An 18772-nucleotide genomic window follows, 5' to 3' on the forward strand; every position below is an offset into this window, starting at 1 on the left:
ATCGTTGCAGAAAGTGCAATGTAGCTTATCCGAACAAGCTAATTATGGCCAAATGGTTGTAGAAAGTTCAACATAGGCAGACGGAGCCGTTGCCACAGGCATAACTCAGCTGCTACGAAGTAGCTAGCTTGATTTCGTGCGGCTATCCACGGGTTAGCTAAGCTTGTTTTAGTGCTGCAGGCCCCCCTATGTTGTACATTGTGCAACGATGTTAGGGGGTTTTGCCGTTTTCTTTTCCCTTCATTGTACGAAGTGCAATGAAGGCACTGGATTTGTGCTCAAACGGTACTTTTGAGTGCAATTCGTTGCAGAAAGTGCAATGTAGCTTATCCGAACAAGCTAATTTTGGCCAAATGGTTGTAGAAAGTACAACATAGGCACTCGGAGCCGTTGCCACAGGCATAACTCAGCTGCTACGAAGTAGCTAGCTTGGTTTCATGCGGCTATCCACGGGATAGTTAAGCTTGTTATTCAGTGTTAACGAGGAACTTCCGAGCGATGACCACACTTTTATGCTGATACACAACGTTACAGCGAGAAACATGGCGGGATCGGCCTTGCCCGCAGCAGTTAAGCTTGTTCTACAGCATTAGCACAGAACTTCCGAGCGATGACCACACTTTCATGCTGATAAACAACGTTACAGCGAGAAACACGGCGGGATCGGCCTTCACCGCACAACTACGCTACCCGCCGCAACCACGCTTGCTTTACAACACTAACGCTGCACCTCCGGCTGCTTCCCCCCATCATCACGCGAAAAAAACCAATGATTAAACACAAGGGATAGCTGCAGAGTCACCCATATGCTAATGAACGTCCAATACCAGCTCCAAGTATGATATTTGATTAGCTGGGTTTGCGTTTCAAGGATAACCTCAATCACCGTAATCGCTGTCGGAAAGGCCAGCACGAAGAGAAAACGAGCCCACCCCTTTTTCACCTTCGGATAATAAATATTCAAATAAACGGCAATGATCGGATAGCCGATAAATTCAAACGTCAAGCTCGAGTAATTGCGCTGAAGCTCTCTAACCGGATATTCCAGCCATTTGTTTTCCACAACGATAAGGCCCAGAATCCAGCTTAAAAATTGCTGAAATAGAAACGCAACATGCGCTTTACGACGGTCGCGTTTGGGCACAAGGAGCATTCCAATGGCAGAGATCACCCACACGGCTAAGATAATGAAATAGTCTACCTTAACATTCATAACCGTCGTTCTACCCTTCCTTCTGTATCTTCCTCTGATAAAACCACTCCACATACGTTCTTACCGCATTTAAAACCAGCCATAAGAGAACCGTATGAAGGACGATATTGAAATGCACATATTTCAGAATTTCCGTAAAACTGGAAACCGAAGTTAAATAGATTGCCAAAAACAAAACGATGCGAAGATGATAAAAAAACTTGATTACGCCCGAGTTCTCGCTTGGATAATACAGAGCAAACAGCGTTGAGACCATTGGGAAAAAGATGTAGTTATTAGTGAAATTACTCCCGGAGGCAGCAGGGAATTCACGAATCGGATTGACAATGGCCTGCCATTCGACTAACAGCAAGCTCATGATCCAAGCGACCATTTGCGTAGATAAGAATAACAGAACGGCTTCCCGCGTCCGATGTTTGGGTATCTTAATCGGTATGAGAATGATGCAAACGATCCAAATGGCGATCAAAATTACCCGTTCCATTGTCATGGTACTCAGCCTTTCTGCATGAAATCTCCTATTTCCCAATATGCCCGAATTGCTTCCATTTAACCCTGAGACAAGGAGGACCGACTTCGCCGTCCTTTTAGAAAAAACCCGTTTGTCTTACAGCTCTTCGGTAACTTTTTCTACAGCTTGCAGCGGCGCGTCGTCGTTGTTGTCACGCACTGTTTTTTGAAGCACGAAGGAAGACATCGTAAGAAATAAGGCCGTAACCGCGTAATACCCTTTTACAGAAAGCAGTTGTTCGAGATTAATGATGCCGATGAACATGCCGAGCAGCGCAAGAGCGAAAGAGCTCCAGGCCAAGAAGGTGAAAGCCGATGTGTTGCGTTTCCGGGAATCATAGCTGTCTTCCAAATTATCGCGAATAACCTTCTGCAGAACGAACGCCGACATCGTCAGGAATAAGGCGCAGACGGCAAAATAACCTTTTACACTTAGTGATTCCTCTAACGTATATATGCCGATAAACATGGCCAGAAAAGCGCCGATAAAAGATGCCCATGCCATAAATGTAAATGCCGTTGTATTCCGTTTGCGAGTGTTGAGTATCATCTCTGAAATCCTCCTGTGGCTGCTGCTGCAACCGTTTAGTATCTTGCTCTTGATACTTAGTATAGGAGAATGGAAACATCCCAAAAAGTACTATTTACCAATAGTACCCATCATTCACAAACGGCCACACCCAACGCCATATGTTCCCAAAACATCGTCTGGATGTACTTGGCCTCCTCTTTGGTGCAGTTGACGAGAACGACCACTTCGGTCTTCTTGCCCGGCGCTGGATGTTTCACTCCTTTCTTCTTTTTATGCAAAATATCAATAATCACCCCTATCGTGAACCCCGCTGCTGCGCCAATCAGCCCCCAAAGAATCGCTCCTCCTTTTAACACAAAACCATAGGTGGAACCTATAACCGTGAAGGCTGTTGCCAAGGCCGCGCCCGCATCAAATAAACTAATGCCGTCCGATCCATGGATGCTGTCGAACATTCCCGGCTTGCCGGGTCTCTCCTGCAGCGGGACCGCGTAGATATTTTCCTTGAGAATACCCGCTTCTTCAACAGCCGTTATCGCCAGCTCCAAATAAATGGAATGTTCAAATGATGCTATGACATGCATGGTATCCTCCTTATTTTCGAAGCGGTGATTTAGGAAATGAAAACTGTGAAGGTTGGTAGCTGCTTTTTAACATCACAGCCTGTTCATGATCAAATAGCTTGTTGTACTCGACCGTATTGACGTAAGCATCATAAACGGCAAACCCGTAAATGGACGGCAGAAATAGAATCCAGTGCATATGCAGAACACTGCTCGCTCTAGATAGGTCCCAATACAAGAGATAATGAATTCCTTCAAGTAAATGGGACCAATAGGATACAAGGATCCAGTTCCCAAGAACAAAGAAGGCATTAATAATACGTTGGGTATAGAGCTGCCCCATTCCCGGCATCAGCAGCGACCAGACAACGGCTAGCCAAGGGGCGCGTTTATCTAAGTAGTTTATTTCCATTCCAGACATTTTGAAGGGTTCGATCACTGCGTTTTCCCGCCTGGCAAGCAAATAGTGATGATTCATATCCACAGCGGTGCGATAGCTGTCATAGATGGAAAATAAATAAACAGGAGCATAGAGTGACATCCACCGAATGTTTAACACCTCATTGGCTTTCTCGAATTGCCCTGTGAAGGTATACACAATAGCTTCGTTCAAATGCATTTGGCTGTTGATCAGCATCTCCCAACCAATCAGCATGAAGCCGCGAAAGTACTTGGATAGCAGCAAATGCCCGAAGCCCGGGAAAGCCGCAGACCACCAAGCAATGATATAGGGATTCCGCAAATGCAGCTGGGTAATGCCTAATAAACTGACGAAAGCGATTTGACGGCGGGGTTTCTGTGGCATGTGCAGCATCCTTATGAAGAATAAGTTTCCAGTTATTCTATTATCTTCGCTGGTGTGTAAGATATGCATGCCTTTTCGACAATTGTTTGTGTGTAGACATACACCCACTCGCCCGATTTGGAATATGGTAAAGAAAAAAGTAGGCTCGGATCCGGTTCCTTGCTTACGTAAGAAAGTGAGGAATCCCCATGCAAATCCACGTTGTCCAAAGAGGACAGACGTTATATCGCATTTCGCAAACATACGGTGTGTCCGTGGATACGATTGCTGCAGCCAATGAGATGACGCCCAGCCAATCACTGGTCATCGGACAGGCATTGGTCATTCCAATCGTAGGCTCGTACTATTGGGTACAGCCCGGCGAAAGCCTCTATTCGATTGCTCATAAGCTCGGTCTTGACCTCCACGAACTTGCATCTATCAATGGGCTAACCCTGTATCAGCCTTTACCCGTCGGCTTCCGCTTATATATCCCGCCAGCTCCCCGCACACAAGCGGAAGTAAATGCCTACTTGGAAGCAAGGGGGAACGAAGTGTCACCAGCCCTGACGCAAGCCGCCAGGGAAGCAGTTCCACACCTTACTTACTTAGCCCCTTTCTCCTTCCGCATTCAGCGGGATGGGACTTTGCAGCCTCCTCCTCTCGACGATCTTGGCGGCATCGCCTCGCAGCATGGGGCCACCCTGATGATGGTCGTGACCAACCTGGAGAAGGATCAGTTCAGTGCGGAGCTTGGGCATGTGATTCTCACGGACGAAACCGTTCAGAACCGCTTGCTCCAAACGATTCTATCCACGGCCAAGGAGCTTGGCTTCAAAGATATTCACTTCGATATAGAGCATCTATATCCGAATGATCGCGATGCGTACAACCGCTTCCTGCGGAAGGCGGCCGATCTGATCCATCAGCAAGGCTACCTGATGTCGACGGCGCTCGCGCCCAAAACAAGCGCCACCCAAGCGGGCGAGTGGTACTCCGCTCACGACTATAGAGCGCATGGTCAAATCGCCGACTTTGTTATAATTATGACGTACGAATGGGGCTATAGCGGCGGTCCCCCTATGGCGGTCTCCCCTATCGGACCTGTGCGCAAAGTACTCGAGTATGCCATAAGTGAAATGCCGGCATCCAAAGTGATGATGGGCCAGAACCTGTACGGCTATGACTGGACGCTGCCTTTCGTGAAAGGCGGTCCGTTCGCCAAAGCCGTCTCCCCGCAAGCTGCGATCGATTTGGCCCGCAAATACAATGCGCAGATTTTATACGATTACTCAGCGCATGCTCCTCACTTCAACTATTGGGATGATGCCGGCAAAGAGCATACGGTCTGGTTTGAGGATGCACGCTCCATTCAGGCAAAGTTCCGTTTGCTGAAAGAACTGGGCTTACGCGGTATCAGTTATTGGAAGCTGGGGCTTAGATTCCCTCAAAACTGGCTGCTCCTGGAGGAAAATTTCAAAGTCGTCAAACGTGCCTAAACTCGCATAAAAAAAGGATAGAGTGCCAGAAGAATACTGGCGGCTCTATCCTTTAATCGTTTATACACGGAAACGGTCAACTGCTTCCCGAAGCTGTCCTGCCATGTCGGACAACGTCCTGGAGGAAGTGGAGATCTCCTCCATCATGGCGAGCTGCTCTTCATTGGCTGCCGCTGAATCCTGGCTCGCAGCCGCCCCTATATTCGCAGACTCCGTAACGCGCTCCATATGCTTAACGACTTCGTCGCTGCGGGTCGTAACATGGGCGATCGCTGCGCTCACATCCTCCACTTTCATTAAGACCCCGCCAAAAGCTTGTTTCATCGACAGCAGCGAGTCGTTCACTTGTTGTGAAGCGATCACGCCATCTTCCGTCAGCTTCATCCCTTGACACATCGCCGTATCCACATCCCCGGCCTTGTCTTCAATCTCGCGAAGTAGGCTTGCAATCTGTTTCGCCGCATCATTCGTTTGTCCAGACAGCTTCTGCACCTCTCCCGCTACAATGCTGAATCCTTTGCCCGCCTCCCCCGCTCTGGCAGCTTCGATGGAAGCATTCAATGCCAGCATATTGGTTTGCTTCGCAATTTCCGTAATGACGCGAATGATGGAACCTATTTGGCCACAGCTGTCACGCAGTTCGTTCGCAATCGTCCCTGCCGCCGAAACTTTGTCAGAAACGAGCCCAATCCGCTCCCGCATTCTCCCTACAGCCTCCATTCCCGCTAATGACACATCATCTGCCGATTCTGCCAACTGTGCCATATGACGGCTGTCTGCGCTAATAGCAGCCATTTCCTCCTTCACAACTTGAATGGTAAATAACGTCTCTGTAACAATAGCCACTTGCTCCTGAATGCCTTGTGACAAGGAATCTGTCGAAACAGCGATCGTTTCCGCAGCCAGCTTGCTTTGCTCTGCATGGTTGGCGAACTGTTCGGCCTGTTGGGTGAGGACCTGCGCGCCTTGCTGAACATTCCCGATAAACGCCCGAAGGCTGATTAACATGGATTGGAACGAGCGCTGCAAATTGCCAACTTCATCCTTGGAAACAGCCCCCTCAATGAACAGAGAAAGGTTCCCCGCCTCCGCTTCAGCCATAAGCCCCTGCATAACATGCAGCGGTCTGACAATGAGCGCTGATAACCATCTTCCTATCACATAAAAGATGCCGATCGCACAAACCGAGGATATGATCAATGTCCAGATCAGATGTCGGTACTGCTGGTTACGCTCTTTGTTTATCGCCTCCGAGGTTTCCAAACGGTCGTTCAGCAAGCTCTCCACATAACCGTGGATGTCATCCATCGTGCCTTTTATGTGTGTTTTATAGTACTGATATGCCTCTTGGGTCTGCCCCGATGCCGACAGAGACTCCACTTTTCGCTGATTTTCCTCGTAAGAGATTAGCGCCTCTTTTAACTTGGATATCCATAAAGTCCCTACAGGCTCCCCTTCCAGGGATACTTCGTAATCCTTCAATAATTGATTGGTTTTGACACGTGTCTTGCTCATCTCATTTTCCAGTACATCCTTGTAGTGGTTATCCGGTGTTAAGACATGCTCCAGGAGCCTGTCATTTATCGTATGAACGTTGCTCTCCACTTCATTGATCCAAGTTGTTGGCAAATAATCGCTTTGGTACATCTTTTCCGCTTTTTTGTTGATTTCACTGAGAAAAAAGAAGCTCGTCAACGTCAGAACGATGAGGAAAACGACAGCCAACACATTCAACGCCAATATTTTCATGCTAATTTTCAAGTTTCCAACGATGCTTATAAATCTGATCTTCTTCATTTTCTCATCTCCTCTGAGTAATCTGCTTTTAATATACAGGTCATTCAAAAAGTAGACGATAAACACAATTAATTTTTATTTATTTTATTTTAATTAGTTGTTTTAAGTTGTTTTACGGAAAAATGGAACTTCTTTTATCATCCCAAGGTTAAAATTCGGTAGATATTGTGACAGCTATTCATTTCAAGCCCTGATTATCCGATACTAATTAGGTTCCCGGTTTTTCATTCATAACTTAATTACGGAACGATATCGGAGGGATTATTAACGTGAGGTTTAGACACAGCAAGTGGTTATCCTTGGTATTCATTTTCATTTTAGCCAGTCAATCTTTAATCGCAGGAAACGCCTTTGCCGCTGATGAGATTTCCAAACTCGTCCTGAACAAGAATGAGCTTGCTTTGCAAGTTGGGGATACTGCGAATCTAACAGCAACCGCTATTTTTGTAAGTGGATCTACCGAGAATGCAACGGTCAAAACGGATTGGAATTCCGGTGCGACAGATGTTGCTTCCGTTTATGCAGGTGTAGTAACAGCCAAAAAAGAAGGAAAAGCTGTGATTACCGCTACATATATGGGTAAAACCGAAATCGTGAATGTCACGGTAAGCAAAAAAGTAAAATCGTTAACGACAGACAAACGTTCTCTCGAGCTGCGTCTGAATGGCACAGATCAACTATTAATTACCGCTTATTACGATGACGGCACATCCGAGGATGTGACGAGTAAAGCAGACTACACAGTAGATACAAGCTCCATCGTTACGGTTACCAACGGTTTGGTCAAAGGACAAAACCCAGGCAGCGCAAACGTAACGGTCAAATATATGAATCAATCCCTGACGGTACCTGTTGATGTTGAGGTTGTCCGCCGTATTGACGCGGAGAGCTCGACCGTTTCCTTGCTTTTGAACGGAACAGCCGACATTAAAATAATGGCAACTTATCCAAACGGCGATATGGCCGACGTTTCGGAGAAAGTGGTTTGGACAACAGATAAACCTAATGTCGCCGACGCTATCAAAGGGAAAGTTACAGGCTACAGCGTGGGAACAGCCAACCTGACAGCAACTTACGGCACCAAAACTACGACAATTACGGTTGACGTGGATAGCACGCTTAAACTCGAATTAGATAAACAGAATTTGCTTCTGAAGAAAGATGCTACTGGCGTATTGAAATTAACCGCTACGTATGCCGATGGAAAAACGGAAGATATCACAGATCGCGCCGAGTGGGCGTCCAGTGATGCGGATATCGTTCAAGTTTCAAAAGGTAAGCTCTCTGCAATCGCGATCGGCGAAGCGAAGATTTACGCGAAATACGGAGATAAAGCTGTTGTAGCCAATGTAGACGTGGAAGTTCCGCGCCGCTTGGTTGTAGATACCGATCTTGTTTCCTTACAAACAGGACAAGAGCAGCTTCTGGTCCTTCACGCTACCTATGCCGACGGCACAAGTGCTGTCGTTACGGATAACGCCGACTGGAGCGTTGATGATGAGAACGTAGCTTTCGTCATCAAAGGAAAAATCACAACTTACAAACCAGGTATCGCTACAGTAACTGCAAAATACGGTGGCAAAACAACAACTACGAAAGTGGAAGTTGATATCCCTACAATTATTAAACCAAGCAAAAAAACTGTTAATCTACAGATCGGCGGTTCCGACAAAATCACTTTGATGGCGTCTTTCAAGGACGGTCGCGAGGTGGATGTTACGAACAAAGCGGAGTGGACAACCAGCTCCAAGGATATTGCTGAAGCACAGAACGGCGAAATCTTCGGTCTTGCAACAGGCGCAGCGACCATCACTGCAAAATACGGAACGCGCACAGCGGTCATTCAAGTGTCTGTTGGCGTGTTGAAGAGCCTTACGGTCAGCCAAGAGAAGCTGATTATGAAAAAAGGCGACTCGGTTACTCTAAAAGCCGAAGCGCTATACACGGACGAAACGAAAAAAGATGTTACTTCCGACGTGATCTGGACAAGCAGCAATGCGAAAACCGCGACGGTTGACGGCGGAGTCGTGAAAGCTATAGCTTCTGGGGAAGCTACATTGACAGCTCAACTAGACAGCAAAACAGTTACAATCCCGGTTCAAATCGATATGGCAAGTGATCTAACGGCGAATGTACCTAATCTGGTTTTTGACATGAATGAAACACGCACGATCGTTCTGACGGCTACCGATTCCTCAGGCGCATCGCGTACCGTTACCAATGATGCAGAGTGGAAAACAAGCAATAACGCGATTGTATCGGTATCCAAAGGGGTTGTAACTCCGGTATCACGAGGGAAAGCAACCATCACGGCAACTTACGGCGGTAAAAGCGTTTCGATCCCGGTTGAAATCGGCGTAGTTGCAGGACTTACGGCAGACAAGACGTTCATCGTCACAAAACGAGGCGATCAAGTCCAAATTAAATTGACAGCAACACTGTCGAACGGCACAACGAAAGATGTTACAGAATCGGCGACATGGAAAGTTAGCGCCTATAAGCTTGGTACCGTGACTAATGGACTTTTCACACCTACAGCTTCTGGTAAAACAACGATTACCGGGTCCTTCGGTGGCAAAATGGTTGCGATTCCTGTGGAAATCGATTCCCTGAAATATTTGAAAACCGATGTGGTCAAAGTCGAACTCAAAGAAGGCAGCACAGCTAACATTAAAGCTCTAGCCACTTACACAGACGGTTCTGAAGAGGATGTCACGAAGCCAGCTTTGTGGACATCGTCGAACATCATGATCGCAGATGTGAAAGACGGCATCATCAAAGCAACCGGCAAAGGAACAGCAAGAATTACGGTGACGTATTCCAACATGAGAACAACGGTTCAAGTGACGGTTACTAAATAGTACAAAGGGCTATCCTCAAGTAGATGTTTCTACTTCTGGGTAGCCTTTTTTGCGTCATAACGCTCGCCTGCTTTCCATATTTTGTACTATACTAAATAGGTACTTATTTGTTCATGAGAGGGTTGATATTATGTTTGGTAAAGTAGCAGCTGATATTCTGGGGTTAAGTGATGTAGGTTCCGTGATCAAGCCTGAAAATTACGATAAGGTCGATGCCGATGATTACGTTATGCATGAGGATAACGAGAAAATTTTCTTTTTGATTAAATCGAAATCGGATGAATACTGCTTCACGAACCAAGCATTAATTCATCTCGACGGCACTAGCGCCATAAGCAAGAAACGGGTGCTGAACCGCTACCCTTACAGCAAATATGCTCTTTCCCAAGTATCTTTCGAAACAGCAGGTACGGTCGATCTCGATGTGGAGATCAAATTCGTGCTGGGTTCTGTCCATTTCTCGATTGATGTGCACAAAAAGCATGTTGAAGAACTGAAAGACTTGTATAAAGCTCTGTTTAAAATTTCCGAAATTACGCAGGAGAATGAGCACTTCCTAGACTATGCGAAGCAAAGTATCGAGCTGGCTTCCGCCACATTAAACCGTACGACGCAAACCGAGGGGCAGAAGCTCTCTGAGGAATTCAAGCAGGTGAATCAAGGCGCTTTCGACTGGCTTGTGAGCACGCATAAGCAATACAAAGTGAAGGATTTCGGCTTTGTTTTTGAGAAATTCATTAATCAATAAGTTTGTCCTCATTTATTAAATACATAAGTTTTCATGTATTGGGAAAACTAATCCTACCTGCATTAACAGGCCACTATCTAAGAAGTGCTTGGAGGTATGGAACATGTTTCCCCGATTTATGAAACTGGCTTTGATTTCATTTCTGTGCATCACCGTCCTGCTTGGGGCTCATCATTATCGCAAGCATCCTCATAATCAGCAAATGATCTCATCTGCTGAAAGCTGGGAGGCGGCCAAGCAAGGTTCGCCCACTTTTTATCAGACCAATCCATTCGGTATGCCTGGGGCAGAGGCAAGACTACATATGACTACGGATATGAAGCAACATGCCGCGGCATATGGACTTACACCGCCAACCTCAATGAAAGCATTAATGGTCCCTACCCAGGACAAAGCAAATAAGGGCTGGGGCGGATGGAGCTATATCGGCCTGTTGGGACTGCTAGGGCTGCTCGGTATCCGAAGCCGTTCGGAGTCTTCTTATTCGGAATAAGCCATTCTAGGAGCACTGTTCCCGGTTTCGGGAGGCAGGCTCTTTTTCATTTGCGAACGTATCACAGACAAGTGTTTATTTGTTGGACATTTGTCTGAAACTGATATAAACTAGAGATAGTCTACGATCGAAAGGAGTCATTTCATGGATCGTGAACAGCAAATTTTAACGCTCATTCGTCAAAATCCATTCATCTCTCAGCATGAAATGGCCAGCATCATCGGCATTTCCCGATCCGCCGTCGCCGGCTACATCGCTGCTCTGACCAAGAAAGGCACGATCCGCGGGCGCGCATACGTGACCTCGGATGAGAATACGGTCATGTGTATCGGCGGTGCGAACCTAGACAGCAAAGCGACTAGCAAGCAAGCCATCCGTCTAGCCTCTTCGAATCCAGTCACCGTGACGGAGTCCTGCGGCGGCGTTGCGCGCAATATCGCGGAGACGCTGGCGGGACTAGCTTGCCAGGCGGCGCTGCTCACGGTTGTTGGCGATGATAAGGCCGGCCAATGGGTGTTAGAAGAAACGCGAAAGCGCGGCGTTGATGTCAGTCAAGCCATCGTACTCCAAGGTGAGAACACCGGAACGTACACGGCGCTGCTCGACGCGACAGGCGAGATGTTTCTCGCTTTTGCCAATATGGACATCTACGATAAATGTACACCTGCGTTGCTGCGGGACAAATGGCCGCATGTGGCTTCAGCCAAGCTCATCATTGCGGATACGAATTTGCCCGCCGAGACGCTCGCCGAGCTGATTGATCGATGCAAAGAAGAAAACCTGCCGCTATTTATCGATCCCGTGTCTTCGGAAAAGGCCAAAAAGCTCCCGCAAGATCTGCACGGCGTAACGGCTATTTTCCCTAATTGGGAAGAGGCTTGTCAGCTGGCAGGTATCGCTCCCAGCAGCAGCAGCAGCAGCGATTACAGCACGATTGCAGGAGCGATCCGCGCTCGCGGCGTCCGCCATGTCTTTATTACGCTCGGCAGTCAAGGCGTCATATATGCTGGCGAGGAAGGCGAGCGGCACTTCCCCCCTATTCCCACCAAGGTTGTGGAGGTCACGGGTGCAGGCGATGCTTTTGTCGCCGGTATTGCTTACGGGGTCATGCGGCAATCCACCTATATGGAATCGTGTATGTATGGACTTACTGCTTCACATATTACGCTTCAAACCGACCAATCTGTCGCGAGCGAGTTGACGGAAGAACGACTGCAACAAACCCTACTTCACTTGACCAAAGGAGACGAATCCCAATGATGAATACAACTTACTTAACGTTTACTGATGAAGTGAAAGACGCTTTGGCGAATAATAAACCTGTTGTTGCCTTAGAAACTACAATTATTTCTCACGGGATGCCTTACCCGCAAAATATAGAAATGGCCAAAAAGGTCGAACAAATCATCCGCGATAACGGCGCCGTTCCAGCTACGATTGGCATCATGGACGGCAAAATCAAAATCGGCTTGAACGAGCAGGAGCTCGAAGCTTTCGCAACGAACCCTCACGTGGAAAAAGTCAGCCGCCGCGACTTCCCTTACATCCTCTCGTCGGGCCAAATCGGCGCGACAACCGTCGCTGCCACAATGATCGGCGCTGCGCTTGCGGGCATCGAAGTGTTCGCTACCGGCGGCATTGGCGGCGTACACCGCGAAGGCGAAGTCACGATGGACGTCTCCGCCGATTTGACTGAACTGGCACAGACCAACGTTGCCGTTGTCTGCGCAGGCGTGAAGTCCATTCTCGATATTGGTCGCACGCTCGAATATTTGGAAACCCACGGCGTTCCCGTGGTTGGCTACAAAACGAGCGAATTCCCGTCCTTCTACGCCCGCGAAAGCGGCTACGGCGTAGACTTCCGCCTCGATGAGGCAGCTGACGTTGCGGCCATGCTCCGCACGAAGTGGGAGCTCGGCCTTGCCGGCGGCGCCATCATCGCCAACCCGGTCCCTGCGGAATCCGCCATGGACCATGTTGAGATCGAAAGCTTCATCCAGCAGGCGCTTGCTGAAGCCAAAGATCAGAACGTGACCGGCAAGAAGGTCACGCCTTTCCTGCTAGCGCGCATCAAGCAGCTGACCGAAGGCCGCAGCCTGGAGACGAACATCGCGCTCGTGTACCACAATGCAGAAACCGCCGCGAAGGTTGCGGTTGCGCTCAAGAGCAAATAAACAAAACCCTCCATGCCCACGATCATCGTGGATATGGAGGGTTTTCTATTTGTCAGCGAAGACTACTCGCTGACCCAAAGCGTTTTTTGCGCGAACGGGGTACGCGCTGCTTTTGATGGCGGCGCCATGTCCGGGTAACCGAGGTAGACGAACCCGACGAGCTCCTCTTTCGCGCCGAGGCCGAAAACTTCGCGCATCTTCGCATGATACGTCGGCGCTCCCGTCCGCCAGATCGCACCCAGACCGAGCGCGTGCGCGGTCAGGAGCATATTTTGTACGGCGGAGTGTGCAGCCGCGTACTCTTCGATCTCCGGCACAACGGCTTGTGCCGAAGGCGTAACCGCCACGGCGATGACCACCGGCGCGCGGAAGGCTTTCTTCATCTGAGCGCCTTTTAGCGCAGCCAGCTCTTCCTCTGTCAATGCCGGGTCAGCCTCAGACGCCGCGACCTCCGCGTACCCTTTTCCCAGCAGTCCGCGGCCTTCGCCCGTCATGACCCAAAACCGCCATGGTTCCGTATGGCCATGGTTTGGCGCCCAAGTGCCTGCTTCCAATATCTCTTCAATCAGCGCTTTGTCAACAGAGTCCATCTTGACTTTCCCGATACTTCGGCGATTGCGGATTGCTTCTTTCAATTCCATGGTTCTCCACTCCACTCTTAAAATTACACTTCATTAATGTACCTACACTAAGTCTATTGTTATATGTACGATCCTGCAACAGCAAACATACAGGTCACTCAAAAATAATGATATAGACAATAAGACAATAAAAGAACCTAACGGGTCAGGGGAATCTCCCTTTCCATCAGGCTTGGGTGTCTCGTGAGAATTTCTTTGGGAAGCTTAGCGGAACTACAGAAACTTTTTTAGCCATATTGACGTCTATGATAGAGGAAAGTGAAAAAAACAGCGGACTTTTCTTCACTTTTAGCACTCTCGTTCTTCGACTGCCAAGAATTTGACAATGACAATGGCTATCAGGCAAGCTATAGTTATAGCAACAGAACGAACAAGAATGCTTGCTAGAATCATATATTCATACCTAGGAGGTACTACATCTAAATGAAAAAATTAACGATGATTGCGACAGCTGCTATGGCTTTCTCTTTATTAACATCTTCTGTCCTAACACACCCTGCTTCTGCAGCTGGCAAAACGAGTGCTGACTTCACCGATTTAGCCAATGTTGATGCTTCATTAAAAGCAAAAATCGATGCTATGTTGGCATCCGATATATTCGAAGGCGTGTCCGACGACACGTTCGGTATTACGCAGAATATGACTCGCGCACAATTTGCAAAAGTAGCAACGCTGATTTACGACATTCCTGTCGATATTACTGTTAAGGTGTCCAGCTTTACTGATGTTCATGCGGACGATTCCGCTAACGGTTGGGCGATTCCTTACATCGAAGCTGCGAAAAAAGCTGGATTGATCGACGGTGTGACAGATACAACCTTCGTTCCTGGCGATTCCGTCACTGCGGGTCAACTCGACACTTTGCTGCTTAAAGGACTAGGGAAAACCGTTTCCGTAACAGGCACGCCTTGGTACGCGGACGCTGTGAAACAAGCAACGGAACTTGGCATTCACCCGACTGGAAAATCCGGTGATCAAGCTGCTAACCGCGCTGACCTTGTTACTAGCTCTTACGTAGCACAGCAAGCTTTTGACACTGAGAACCAAGCACTTATTTCGATTACAAAAGTTCAAGCTTCATCCGACAATAAACAAGTTCAAGTTACACTGAACAAAAAAGTGGACGCAGCGAAAGCAACATTCACGCTTAAAAATGGTACAACAACCGTTCCTGCAACAACAACTTGGTCGACAGACGGTCTAACAGCAACGCTTGCGGTTGACACTGCGCTTGCTAAGGGAGACTATACTGTAACACTAGGCGGCCTTGACGCATCTACGATTAAAACAGCTACTGGAAGCTTCAGTGTAGCAGCCCCTGTTGACAATGGTAATATTACAATCGAAGATAAGTACACATTGGCAGCTGTCATCGATAGCGGTCTAACAGATTCCGCAACTGACCCGATCACGAAGGCGATTGCCGAGGATCCAACAAAATCTAAATTTGCTAAAGAAATCAAAATACAAGTGAAAAACGCTAGCGGCGACATTGTTGCTGTTCCCGGGATTGTTCAATCCGTCTTCTCATCGAACACGGGTATTGCGAAAGTAGGTCTTACTGCTGACCATCACGCTTACGTACTCGGCAACAAAGCTGGTACAGCGGATGTTACTGTGGTTGTCAAAATCGGGAACAACGATTCCAAACAATTGCACGTACCGGTAACGGTTACTAATGATTCCATTAGTGTGAAACAAATTAAAGCCGATGAAACTTCCATCAAGAAAACGATGACGGTTAGTAACGGCGTCTACACAGCTGACATTAATCCATATACAGAAATGGATCTTACTCTAACAGATAATTTCGGTATCGAATATGAAAAAAATGAGATTGCAGATTACAACTTTGGACTAGGCACACTTATTGTCGCTAAAGCGATTAAAGGTGACGGAGTCAACCCTGTAGGTACGGTAACGGTTGGCGACAATGGGCTCGTTCATGTTGAAGGAAACGTCGTTGGTTTTGAATTATCCATTGTAGCTCCATCCGGCCAACAAGCCGTAAGCTATGTAACACTAAAACGCAACTAATCATACGTTCAAAATGGGCTGCCCGAAGTAGTTTAACTACTTTGTGGCGGCCTTTTTTTGCGTTCTGCGTCTTACATGCACCAACACGCCCATTAAACATATATTGCTAATGCATGCGCAAGCTCAACTTCTTAAGAAAAGGGGTCCGTCCCATGTACAACTATCCTGCTTATTTCTTTCAGCAACAGCCTTTATATCCGCATTCCGCGACTGTGTCCGCTTCGCCTTATACGCGACTATCTGGCCAATATGAACACCAAGATCAGTCGGAAGTTTGGACAGGTTGGGAGCAGCATTACCCCCATTTCCATACAAATACGTTCATTCCTCGTGATTATCCAACGGTTGATTCTAAAATTTTATCCAGCTCGATTGCCTCTTCTCATCATCTGCTGAAGGACGCTTCTCTACTCATTCAAAAGCTTTCTGAACCCGCCATCGCTCACGAGCTAATGACACATGCCCAACAGGGAAATCAAAAAGAAGTGGATCGTATTGTCCACTCCTTCGGCGTTAAATCTGCTATTGTGACTAGTTATTCACCAAGCTCCGTGAAGTTTACCATTGACCCGCAAACCCCTGAAACCCCCTGCTGTGAGGTAACCTTAGCACTCAAATGGGGGCAATAGCCGACTTCCTTTATCTAACGTCGAAAGCATTCCAAATCGGCCACGCCGTCCCCGCCCAAAACGCGAATATCACAAGAAGCAGCCAGTACATCAGATAATAAATATCTAATTTAGAGTAGCTGGATTGATAATAATAAGTGCGTTTGGTTTGTGTGGAAAAACGCTTCGCTTCCATGGCCACAGCTGTCCGATGAGCGCGGCGAATGCTCTGCGCAAGAAGCGGTATGGCATACATGCGCATCACGGTGTACCAGCCTGTCAGCCAGCTGCGTCTCTGCTTCCTGCCCCGCACCTTGAGCGCGTAGCGCAGCGTCTGGAATTCCTCGAGCATAAGCGGCAGCATGCGCAATGCGGCAAGGAAGCTGTAAGCGTACTTCGGCGCGACCTTCCACTGCTGCATCAGCGCATAAAACAGGGCAACAGGACGTGTCGTCAGGCTGAACAGCAAGCCGACAGCCGCCACCTGCAAGCCGCGGAAGCCCAGATGCAGACCGCGGTAAAAGCTCTCTTCCGTGATTCGGATGAATCCGAGACGAAACCACTCCGTGTCCCCGCTGCCGAACATCATCATCCCCGCCGCAGAGGAGATGAAGATGAGCAAGAACGGCGAAGCATACAGCAGCAGGCGACGCATCGGCTGCCCTGAATAAACGAACAGCGGCACCAGCGCGCCCGCTGTCAAATACATCATCGTATTCAGATTATGCGTGAATACCACAAGGACAAAGAGAAGCAGGGACAGGACAAGCTTCACTCCCGGATTAACCCGATGCAGCCAGGTTTCACGATACTTGAACGTTATTTGCATACCATCGGCGCTCCTTCCTCGGTGTGTGCTGCGAAAGTCGCAGACTGTTCCGTTACACAACCGGCCTCAACCCGCCAAACGCGTGTGGCACAGCGTTGGACGATCTCCTCGTCGTGCGTCACCATCACGATGACGGTCCCGCCTGCGCGCAGCCGTTCCAGCTGCTCCAGCATGCGCATCGTGCCGCGCGCGTCGAGCCCGAAGGTGGGCTCATCGAGCAGCAGGATACGCGGGCTGCGAACCATCGCCGAAGCTACGCTTAAGCGGCGCTTCTGGCCCATCGAGAGCTGGAACGGATGCCGCTTGCGCAGCGCGAGCAGATCGTACTGCCGCAGCATCTCCTCCAGCGCAGCCTGCTGAGCATCCTTCCCTCCCTCCGCTTCCGGCAGGGAGTAGAGCAGTTCCTCTTCCACCGAATTCGTCACGAATTGGAATTCGGGGTTTTGGAACACGAAGCCGACTCGCTCCGCAAGCTGCTCGATTTTGCTGCCCTTCACGCCGTCGATCCAGCAGCTGCCCTTGGTCGGGATGAGCCGCATGATGGCGAGCAGGAGCGAGCTTTTGCCCGCACCGTTGGCCCCGATGATCGCGATCCAGTCGCCGGGATAGACGCTCAAGTTATCCACAGAGGTCTTGATCTGTCCGCCGCGAAGCCCGGTGAAATCGCGAAAGGACATGATCGGCTGCCGGTTCTCGTCTTCAGGATTAGCTTCCGCAGCCGACTTGCTCCTGACTACGCGTCCCATGTTGAGCTCGTTCCAAACGCCCGGATACCAAATGCCGTAGTCGGCAAGCTGCTTTTTATACCTATCAAATACGACTTGTGGTGAGCCATCAGCCAGAATCTCCCCCTCCGGAGAGATAACAATCAGACGGTCGATGAGATCGAGAATACCGCCGATTTTATGCTCCACAATGACCAAGGTTTTGTCAGCGCTAATGGACCTGATCGTTTCCCAAACAAGCCCGGTGCCCTCCTCATCCAATAACGCCGTAGGCTCATCCAGAAAAAGCACTTCCGGCTCCAACGCAAGGACGCTTGCAATCGCCAACCGCTGCTTCATTCCCTGCGACAGTTGGTTGATTAAGGTGTGAGCGTCTTCCAGCTGCAAACCCACTAAGCTCAGATAATGCGCAATCCGTTCCGGCATTTCCTCACGGGGGATTTGCCTATTTTCCAATACGAAGGCAATTTCCTCATCCACATACGGCATGCAGAACTGAGCGTCCGGATCTTGAAACACGTACCCCCATCGGCTTGGTGTGACAAGCTTATCGGCTTTCAGCGGAATCTCGATAATATCGGGAACGATCCCACTCAGCACTTGGAGCAGTGTAGATTTCCCGCAGCCGCTTGGCCCGAGCAGCAGCACTTTTTCCCCCGGCATCACTGAAAGGGAAATCCCTTGAAATAACAGGGGAGCCTCGTTACCCGGATATTTTAAGCGCAGATTGGTAACCCCAATGCCCTCGCTCATAGGCA

17 protein-coding genes and 1 pseudogene are annotated in these 18772 nt (G+C 48.7%); 8 read left to right on the forward strand and 10 right to left on the reverse strand.

The window, feature by feature from the left end; genetic code table 11:
• Positions 1 to 718 precede the first annotated feature (718 nt).
• The 6 genes and pseudogenes from PCH02S_RS26100 to PCH02S_RS36275 all read right to left on the reverse strand — a co-directional run bounded on the left by PCH02S_RS26100 (position 719) and on the right by PCH02S_RS36275 (position 3623).
• Positions 719 to 1213 carry a CBO0543 family protein gene (locus PCH02S_RS26100; RefSeq protein WP_127457046.1) on the reverse strand — a complete coding sequence of 165 codons (495 nt, stop codon included), beginning with the start codon at positions 1211 to 1213 and terminating at the stop codon, positions 719 to 721.
• 10 nt (positions 1214 to 1223) lie between these two features.
• Complete coding sequence (locus tag PCH02S_RS26105; protein ID WP_127457047.1) at positions 1224 to 1703, reverse strand: CBO0543 family protein; 480 nt, start codon at positions 1701 to 1703, stop codon at positions 1224 to 1226.
• Between the two features lie 117 nt (positions 1704 to 1820).
• The gene (locus PCH02S_RS36895; RefSeq protein WP_246069263.1) at positions 1821 to 2075 is read right to left on the reverse strand and encodes a YiaA/YiaB family inner membrane protein; all 255 of its coding nucleotides are present in this window, start codon (positions 2073 to 2075) and stop codon (positions 1821 to 1823) included.
• Positions 2064 to 2273 (reverse strand): annotated as a pseudogene (locus PCH02S_RS36900) (YiaA/YiaB family inner membrane protein); the annotation flags it as partial. The pseudogene PCH02S_RS36900 and the gene PCH02S_RS36895, both read right to left, overlap by 12 nt.
• A gap of 110 nt (positions 2274 to 2383) precedes the next feature.
• A complete protein-coding gene (locus PCH02S_RS36270) occupies positions 2384 to 2839 on the reverse strand; it encodes a hypothetical protein (protein ID WP_218033185.1) in 456 nt (151 codons plus the stop codon).
• A 10-nt stretch (positions 2840 to 2849) separates the two neighbouring features.
• Positions 2850 to 3623 (reverse strand): hypothetical protein, encoded by a 774-nt coding sequence (locus PCH02S_RS36275; RefSeq protein WP_246069261.1) that lies wholly within the window; start codon positions 3621 to 3623, stop codon positions 2850 to 2852.
• A gap of 188 nt (positions 3624 to 3811) precedes the next feature.
• Between PCH02S_RS36275 and PCH02S_RS26120 the strand changes: the two genes are divergently transcribed.
• A complete protein-coding gene (locus PCH02S_RS26120; protein ID WP_127457049.1) occupies positions 3812 to 5101 on the forward strand; it encodes a glycoside hydrolase family 18 protein in 1290 nt (429 codons plus the stop codon).
• Positions 5102 to 5161: 60 nt separating this feature from the next.
• Here PCH02S_RS26120 and PCH02S_RS26125 read toward each other — a convergent pair whose 3' ends face one another.
• Positions 5162 to 6898, reverse strand: a complete 1737-nt coding sequence (locus PCH02S_RS26125) for a methyl-accepting chemotaxis protein (RefSeq protein ID WP_127457050.1) — start codon at positions 6896 to 6898, stop codon at positions 5162 to 5164.
• A gap of 269 nt (positions 6899 to 7167) precedes the next feature.
• Between PCH02S_RS26125 and PCH02S_RS26130 the strand changes: the two genes are divergently transcribed.
• The 5 genes from PCH02S_RS26130 (at position 7168) to PCH02S_RS26150 (ending at position 13174) form a co-directional block, all read left to right on the forward strand.
• A complete protein-coding gene (locus PCH02S_RS26130) occupies positions 7168 to 9759 on the forward strand; it encodes an Ig-like domain-containing protein (protein WP_127457051.1) in 2592 nt (863 codons plus the stop codon).
• Between the two features lie 130 nt (positions 9760 to 9889).
• Positions 9890 to 10507, forward strand: coding sequence for a PH domain-containing protein (locus PCH02S_RS26135; RefSeq protein WP_127457052.1), 618 nt, complete (start codon positions 9890 to 9892; stop codon positions 10505 to 10507).
• 103 nt (positions 10508 to 10610) lie between these two features.
• Positions 10611 to 11000: a hypothetical protein gene (locus tag PCH02S_RS26140; protein WP_127457053.1), complete on the forward strand. Its 390-nt coding sequence runs from the start codon at positions 10611 to 10613 to the stop codon at positions 10998 to 11000.
• A gap of 144 nt (positions 11001 to 11144) precedes the next feature.
• Positions 11145 to 12260, forward strand: coding sequence for a carbohydrate kinase (locus tag PCH02S_RS26145; protein WP_127457054.1), 1116 nt, complete (start codon positions 11145 to 11147; stop codon positions 12258 to 12260).
• Complete coding sequence (locus tag PCH02S_RS26150; protein ID WP_127457108.1) at positions 12260 to 13174, forward strand: pseudouridine-5'-phosphate glycosidase; 915 nt, start codon at positions 12260 to 12262, stop codon at positions 13172 to 13174. Before PCH02S_RS26145 ends, PCH02S_RS26150 begins: the two co-directional genes overlap by 1 nt.
• Before the next feature lie 62 nt (positions 13175 to 13236).
• Here PCH02S_RS26150 and PCH02S_RS26155 read toward each other — a convergent pair whose 3' ends face one another.
• Positions 13237 to 13815: a nitroreductase family protein gene (locus tag PCH02S_RS26155; protein ID WP_127457055.1), complete on the reverse strand. Its 579-nt coding sequence runs from the start codon at positions 13813 to 13815 to the stop codon at positions 13237 to 13239.
• A 423-nt stretch (positions 13816 to 14238) separates the two neighbouring features.
• On the opposite strand from PCH02S_RS26155, the gene PCH02S_RS26160 reads away from it, so the two are divergent.
• Positions 14239 to 15852: an S-layer homology domain-containing protein gene (locus PCH02S_RS26160; protein WP_127457056.1), complete on the forward strand. Its 1614-nt coding sequence runs from the start codon at positions 14239 to 14241 to the stop codon at positions 15850 to 15852.
• Positions 15853 to 16004: 152 nt separating this feature from the next.
• Positions 16005 to 16481: a hypothetical protein gene (locus tag PCH02S_RS26165; protein WP_127457057.1), complete on the forward strand. Its 477-nt coding sequence runs from the start codon at positions 16005 to 16007 to the stop codon at positions 16479 to 16481.
• Between the two features lie 10 nt (positions 16482 to 16491).
• On the opposite strand, the gene PCH02S_RS26170 is transcribed toward PCH02S_RS26165, so the two are convergent.
• Entirely contained in the window at positions 16492 to 17289 is a 798-nt protein-coding gene (locus PCH02S_RS26170) for an energy-coupling factor transporter transmembrane component T family protein (RefSeq protein ID WP_127457058.1), read from the reverse strand.
• The gene (locus tag PCH02S_RS26175; protein ID WP_127457109.1) at positions 17280 to 18767 is read right to left on the reverse strand and encodes an ABC transporter ATP-binding protein; all 1488 of its coding nucleotides are present in this window, start codon (positions 18765 to 18767) and stop codon (positions 17280 to 17282) included. Before PCH02S_RS26175 ends, PCH02S_RS26170 begins: the two co-directional genes overlap by 10 nt.
• Positions 18768 to 18772: the final 5 nt, after the last annotated feature.

Origin of the sequence: Paenibacillus chondroitinus NBRC 15376, from assembly GCF_004000765.1 — a bacterium.
Taxonomy (GTDB): domain Bacteria; phylum Bacillota; class Bacilli; order Paenibacillales; family NBRC-103111; genus Paenibacillus_E; species Paenibacillus_E chondroitinus.

Excerpts from the sequence above, each read along its gene's own strand:
- PCH02S_RS26100 (WP_127457046.1), bottom strand. The coding sequence starts at position 1,213 with ATGAATGTTAAGGTAGACTATTTCATTATCTTAGCCGTGTGGGTGATC.
- PCH02S_RS26105 (WP_127457047.1), bottom strand. The coding sequence starts at position 1,703 with ATGACAATGGAACGGGTAATTTTGATCGCCATTTGGATCGTTTGCATC.
- PCH02S_RS36270 (WP_218033185.1), bottom strand. The coding sequence starts at position 2,839 with ATGCATGTCATAGCATCATTTGAACATTCCATTTATTTGGAGCTGGCG.
- PCH02S_RS36275 (WP_246069261.1), bottom strand. The coding sequence starts at position 3,623 with ATGCCACAGAAACCCCGCCGTCAAATCGCTTTCGTCAGTTTATTAGGC.
- PCH02S_RS26120 (WP_127457049.1), top strand. The coding sequence starts at position 3,812 with ATGCAAATCCACGTTGTCCAAAGAGGACAGACGTTATATCGCATTTCG.
- PCH02S_RS26125 (WP_127457050.1), bottom strand. The coding sequence starts at position 6,898 with ATGAAGAAGATCAGATTTATAAGCATCGTTGGAAACTTGAAAATTAGC.
- PCH02S_RS26135 (WP_127457052.1), top strand. The coding sequence starts at position 9,890 with ATGTTTGGTAAAGTAGCAGCTGATATTCTGGGGTTAAGTGATGTAGGT.
- PCH02S_RS26140 (WP_127457053.1), top strand. The coding sequence starts at position 10,611 with ATGTTTCCCCGATTTATGAAACTGGCTTTGATTTCATTTCTGTGCATC.
- PCH02S_RS26145 (WP_127457054.1), top strand. The coding sequence starts at position 11,145 with ATGGATCGTGAACAGCAAATTTTAACGCTCATTCGTCAAAATCCATTC.
- PCH02S_RS26150 (WP_127457108.1), top strand. The coding sequence starts at position 12,260 with ATGAATACAACTTACTTAACGTTTACTGATGAAGTGAAAGACGCTTTG.
- PCH02S_RS26155 (WP_127457055.1), bottom strand. The coding sequence starts at position 13,815 with ATGGAATTGAAAGAAGCAATCCGCAATCGCCGAAGTATCGGGAAAGTC.
- PCH02S_RS26160 (WP_127457056.1), top strand. The coding sequence starts at position 14,239 with ATGAAAAAATTAACGATGATTGCGACAGCTGCTATGGCTTTCTCTTTA.
- PCH02S_RS26165 (WP_127457057.1), top strand. The coding sequence starts at position 16,005 with ATGTACAACTATCCTGCTTATTTCTTTCAGCAACAGCCTTTATATCCG.
- PCH02S_RS26170 (WP_127457058.1), bottom strand. The coding sequence starts at position 17,289 with ATGCAAATAACGTTCAAGTATCGTGAAACCTGGCTGCATCGGGTTAAT.
- PCH02S_RS26175 (WP_127457109.1), bottom strand. The coding sequence starts at position 18,767 with ATGAGCGAGGGCATTGGGGTTACCAATCTGCGCTTAAAATATCCGGGT.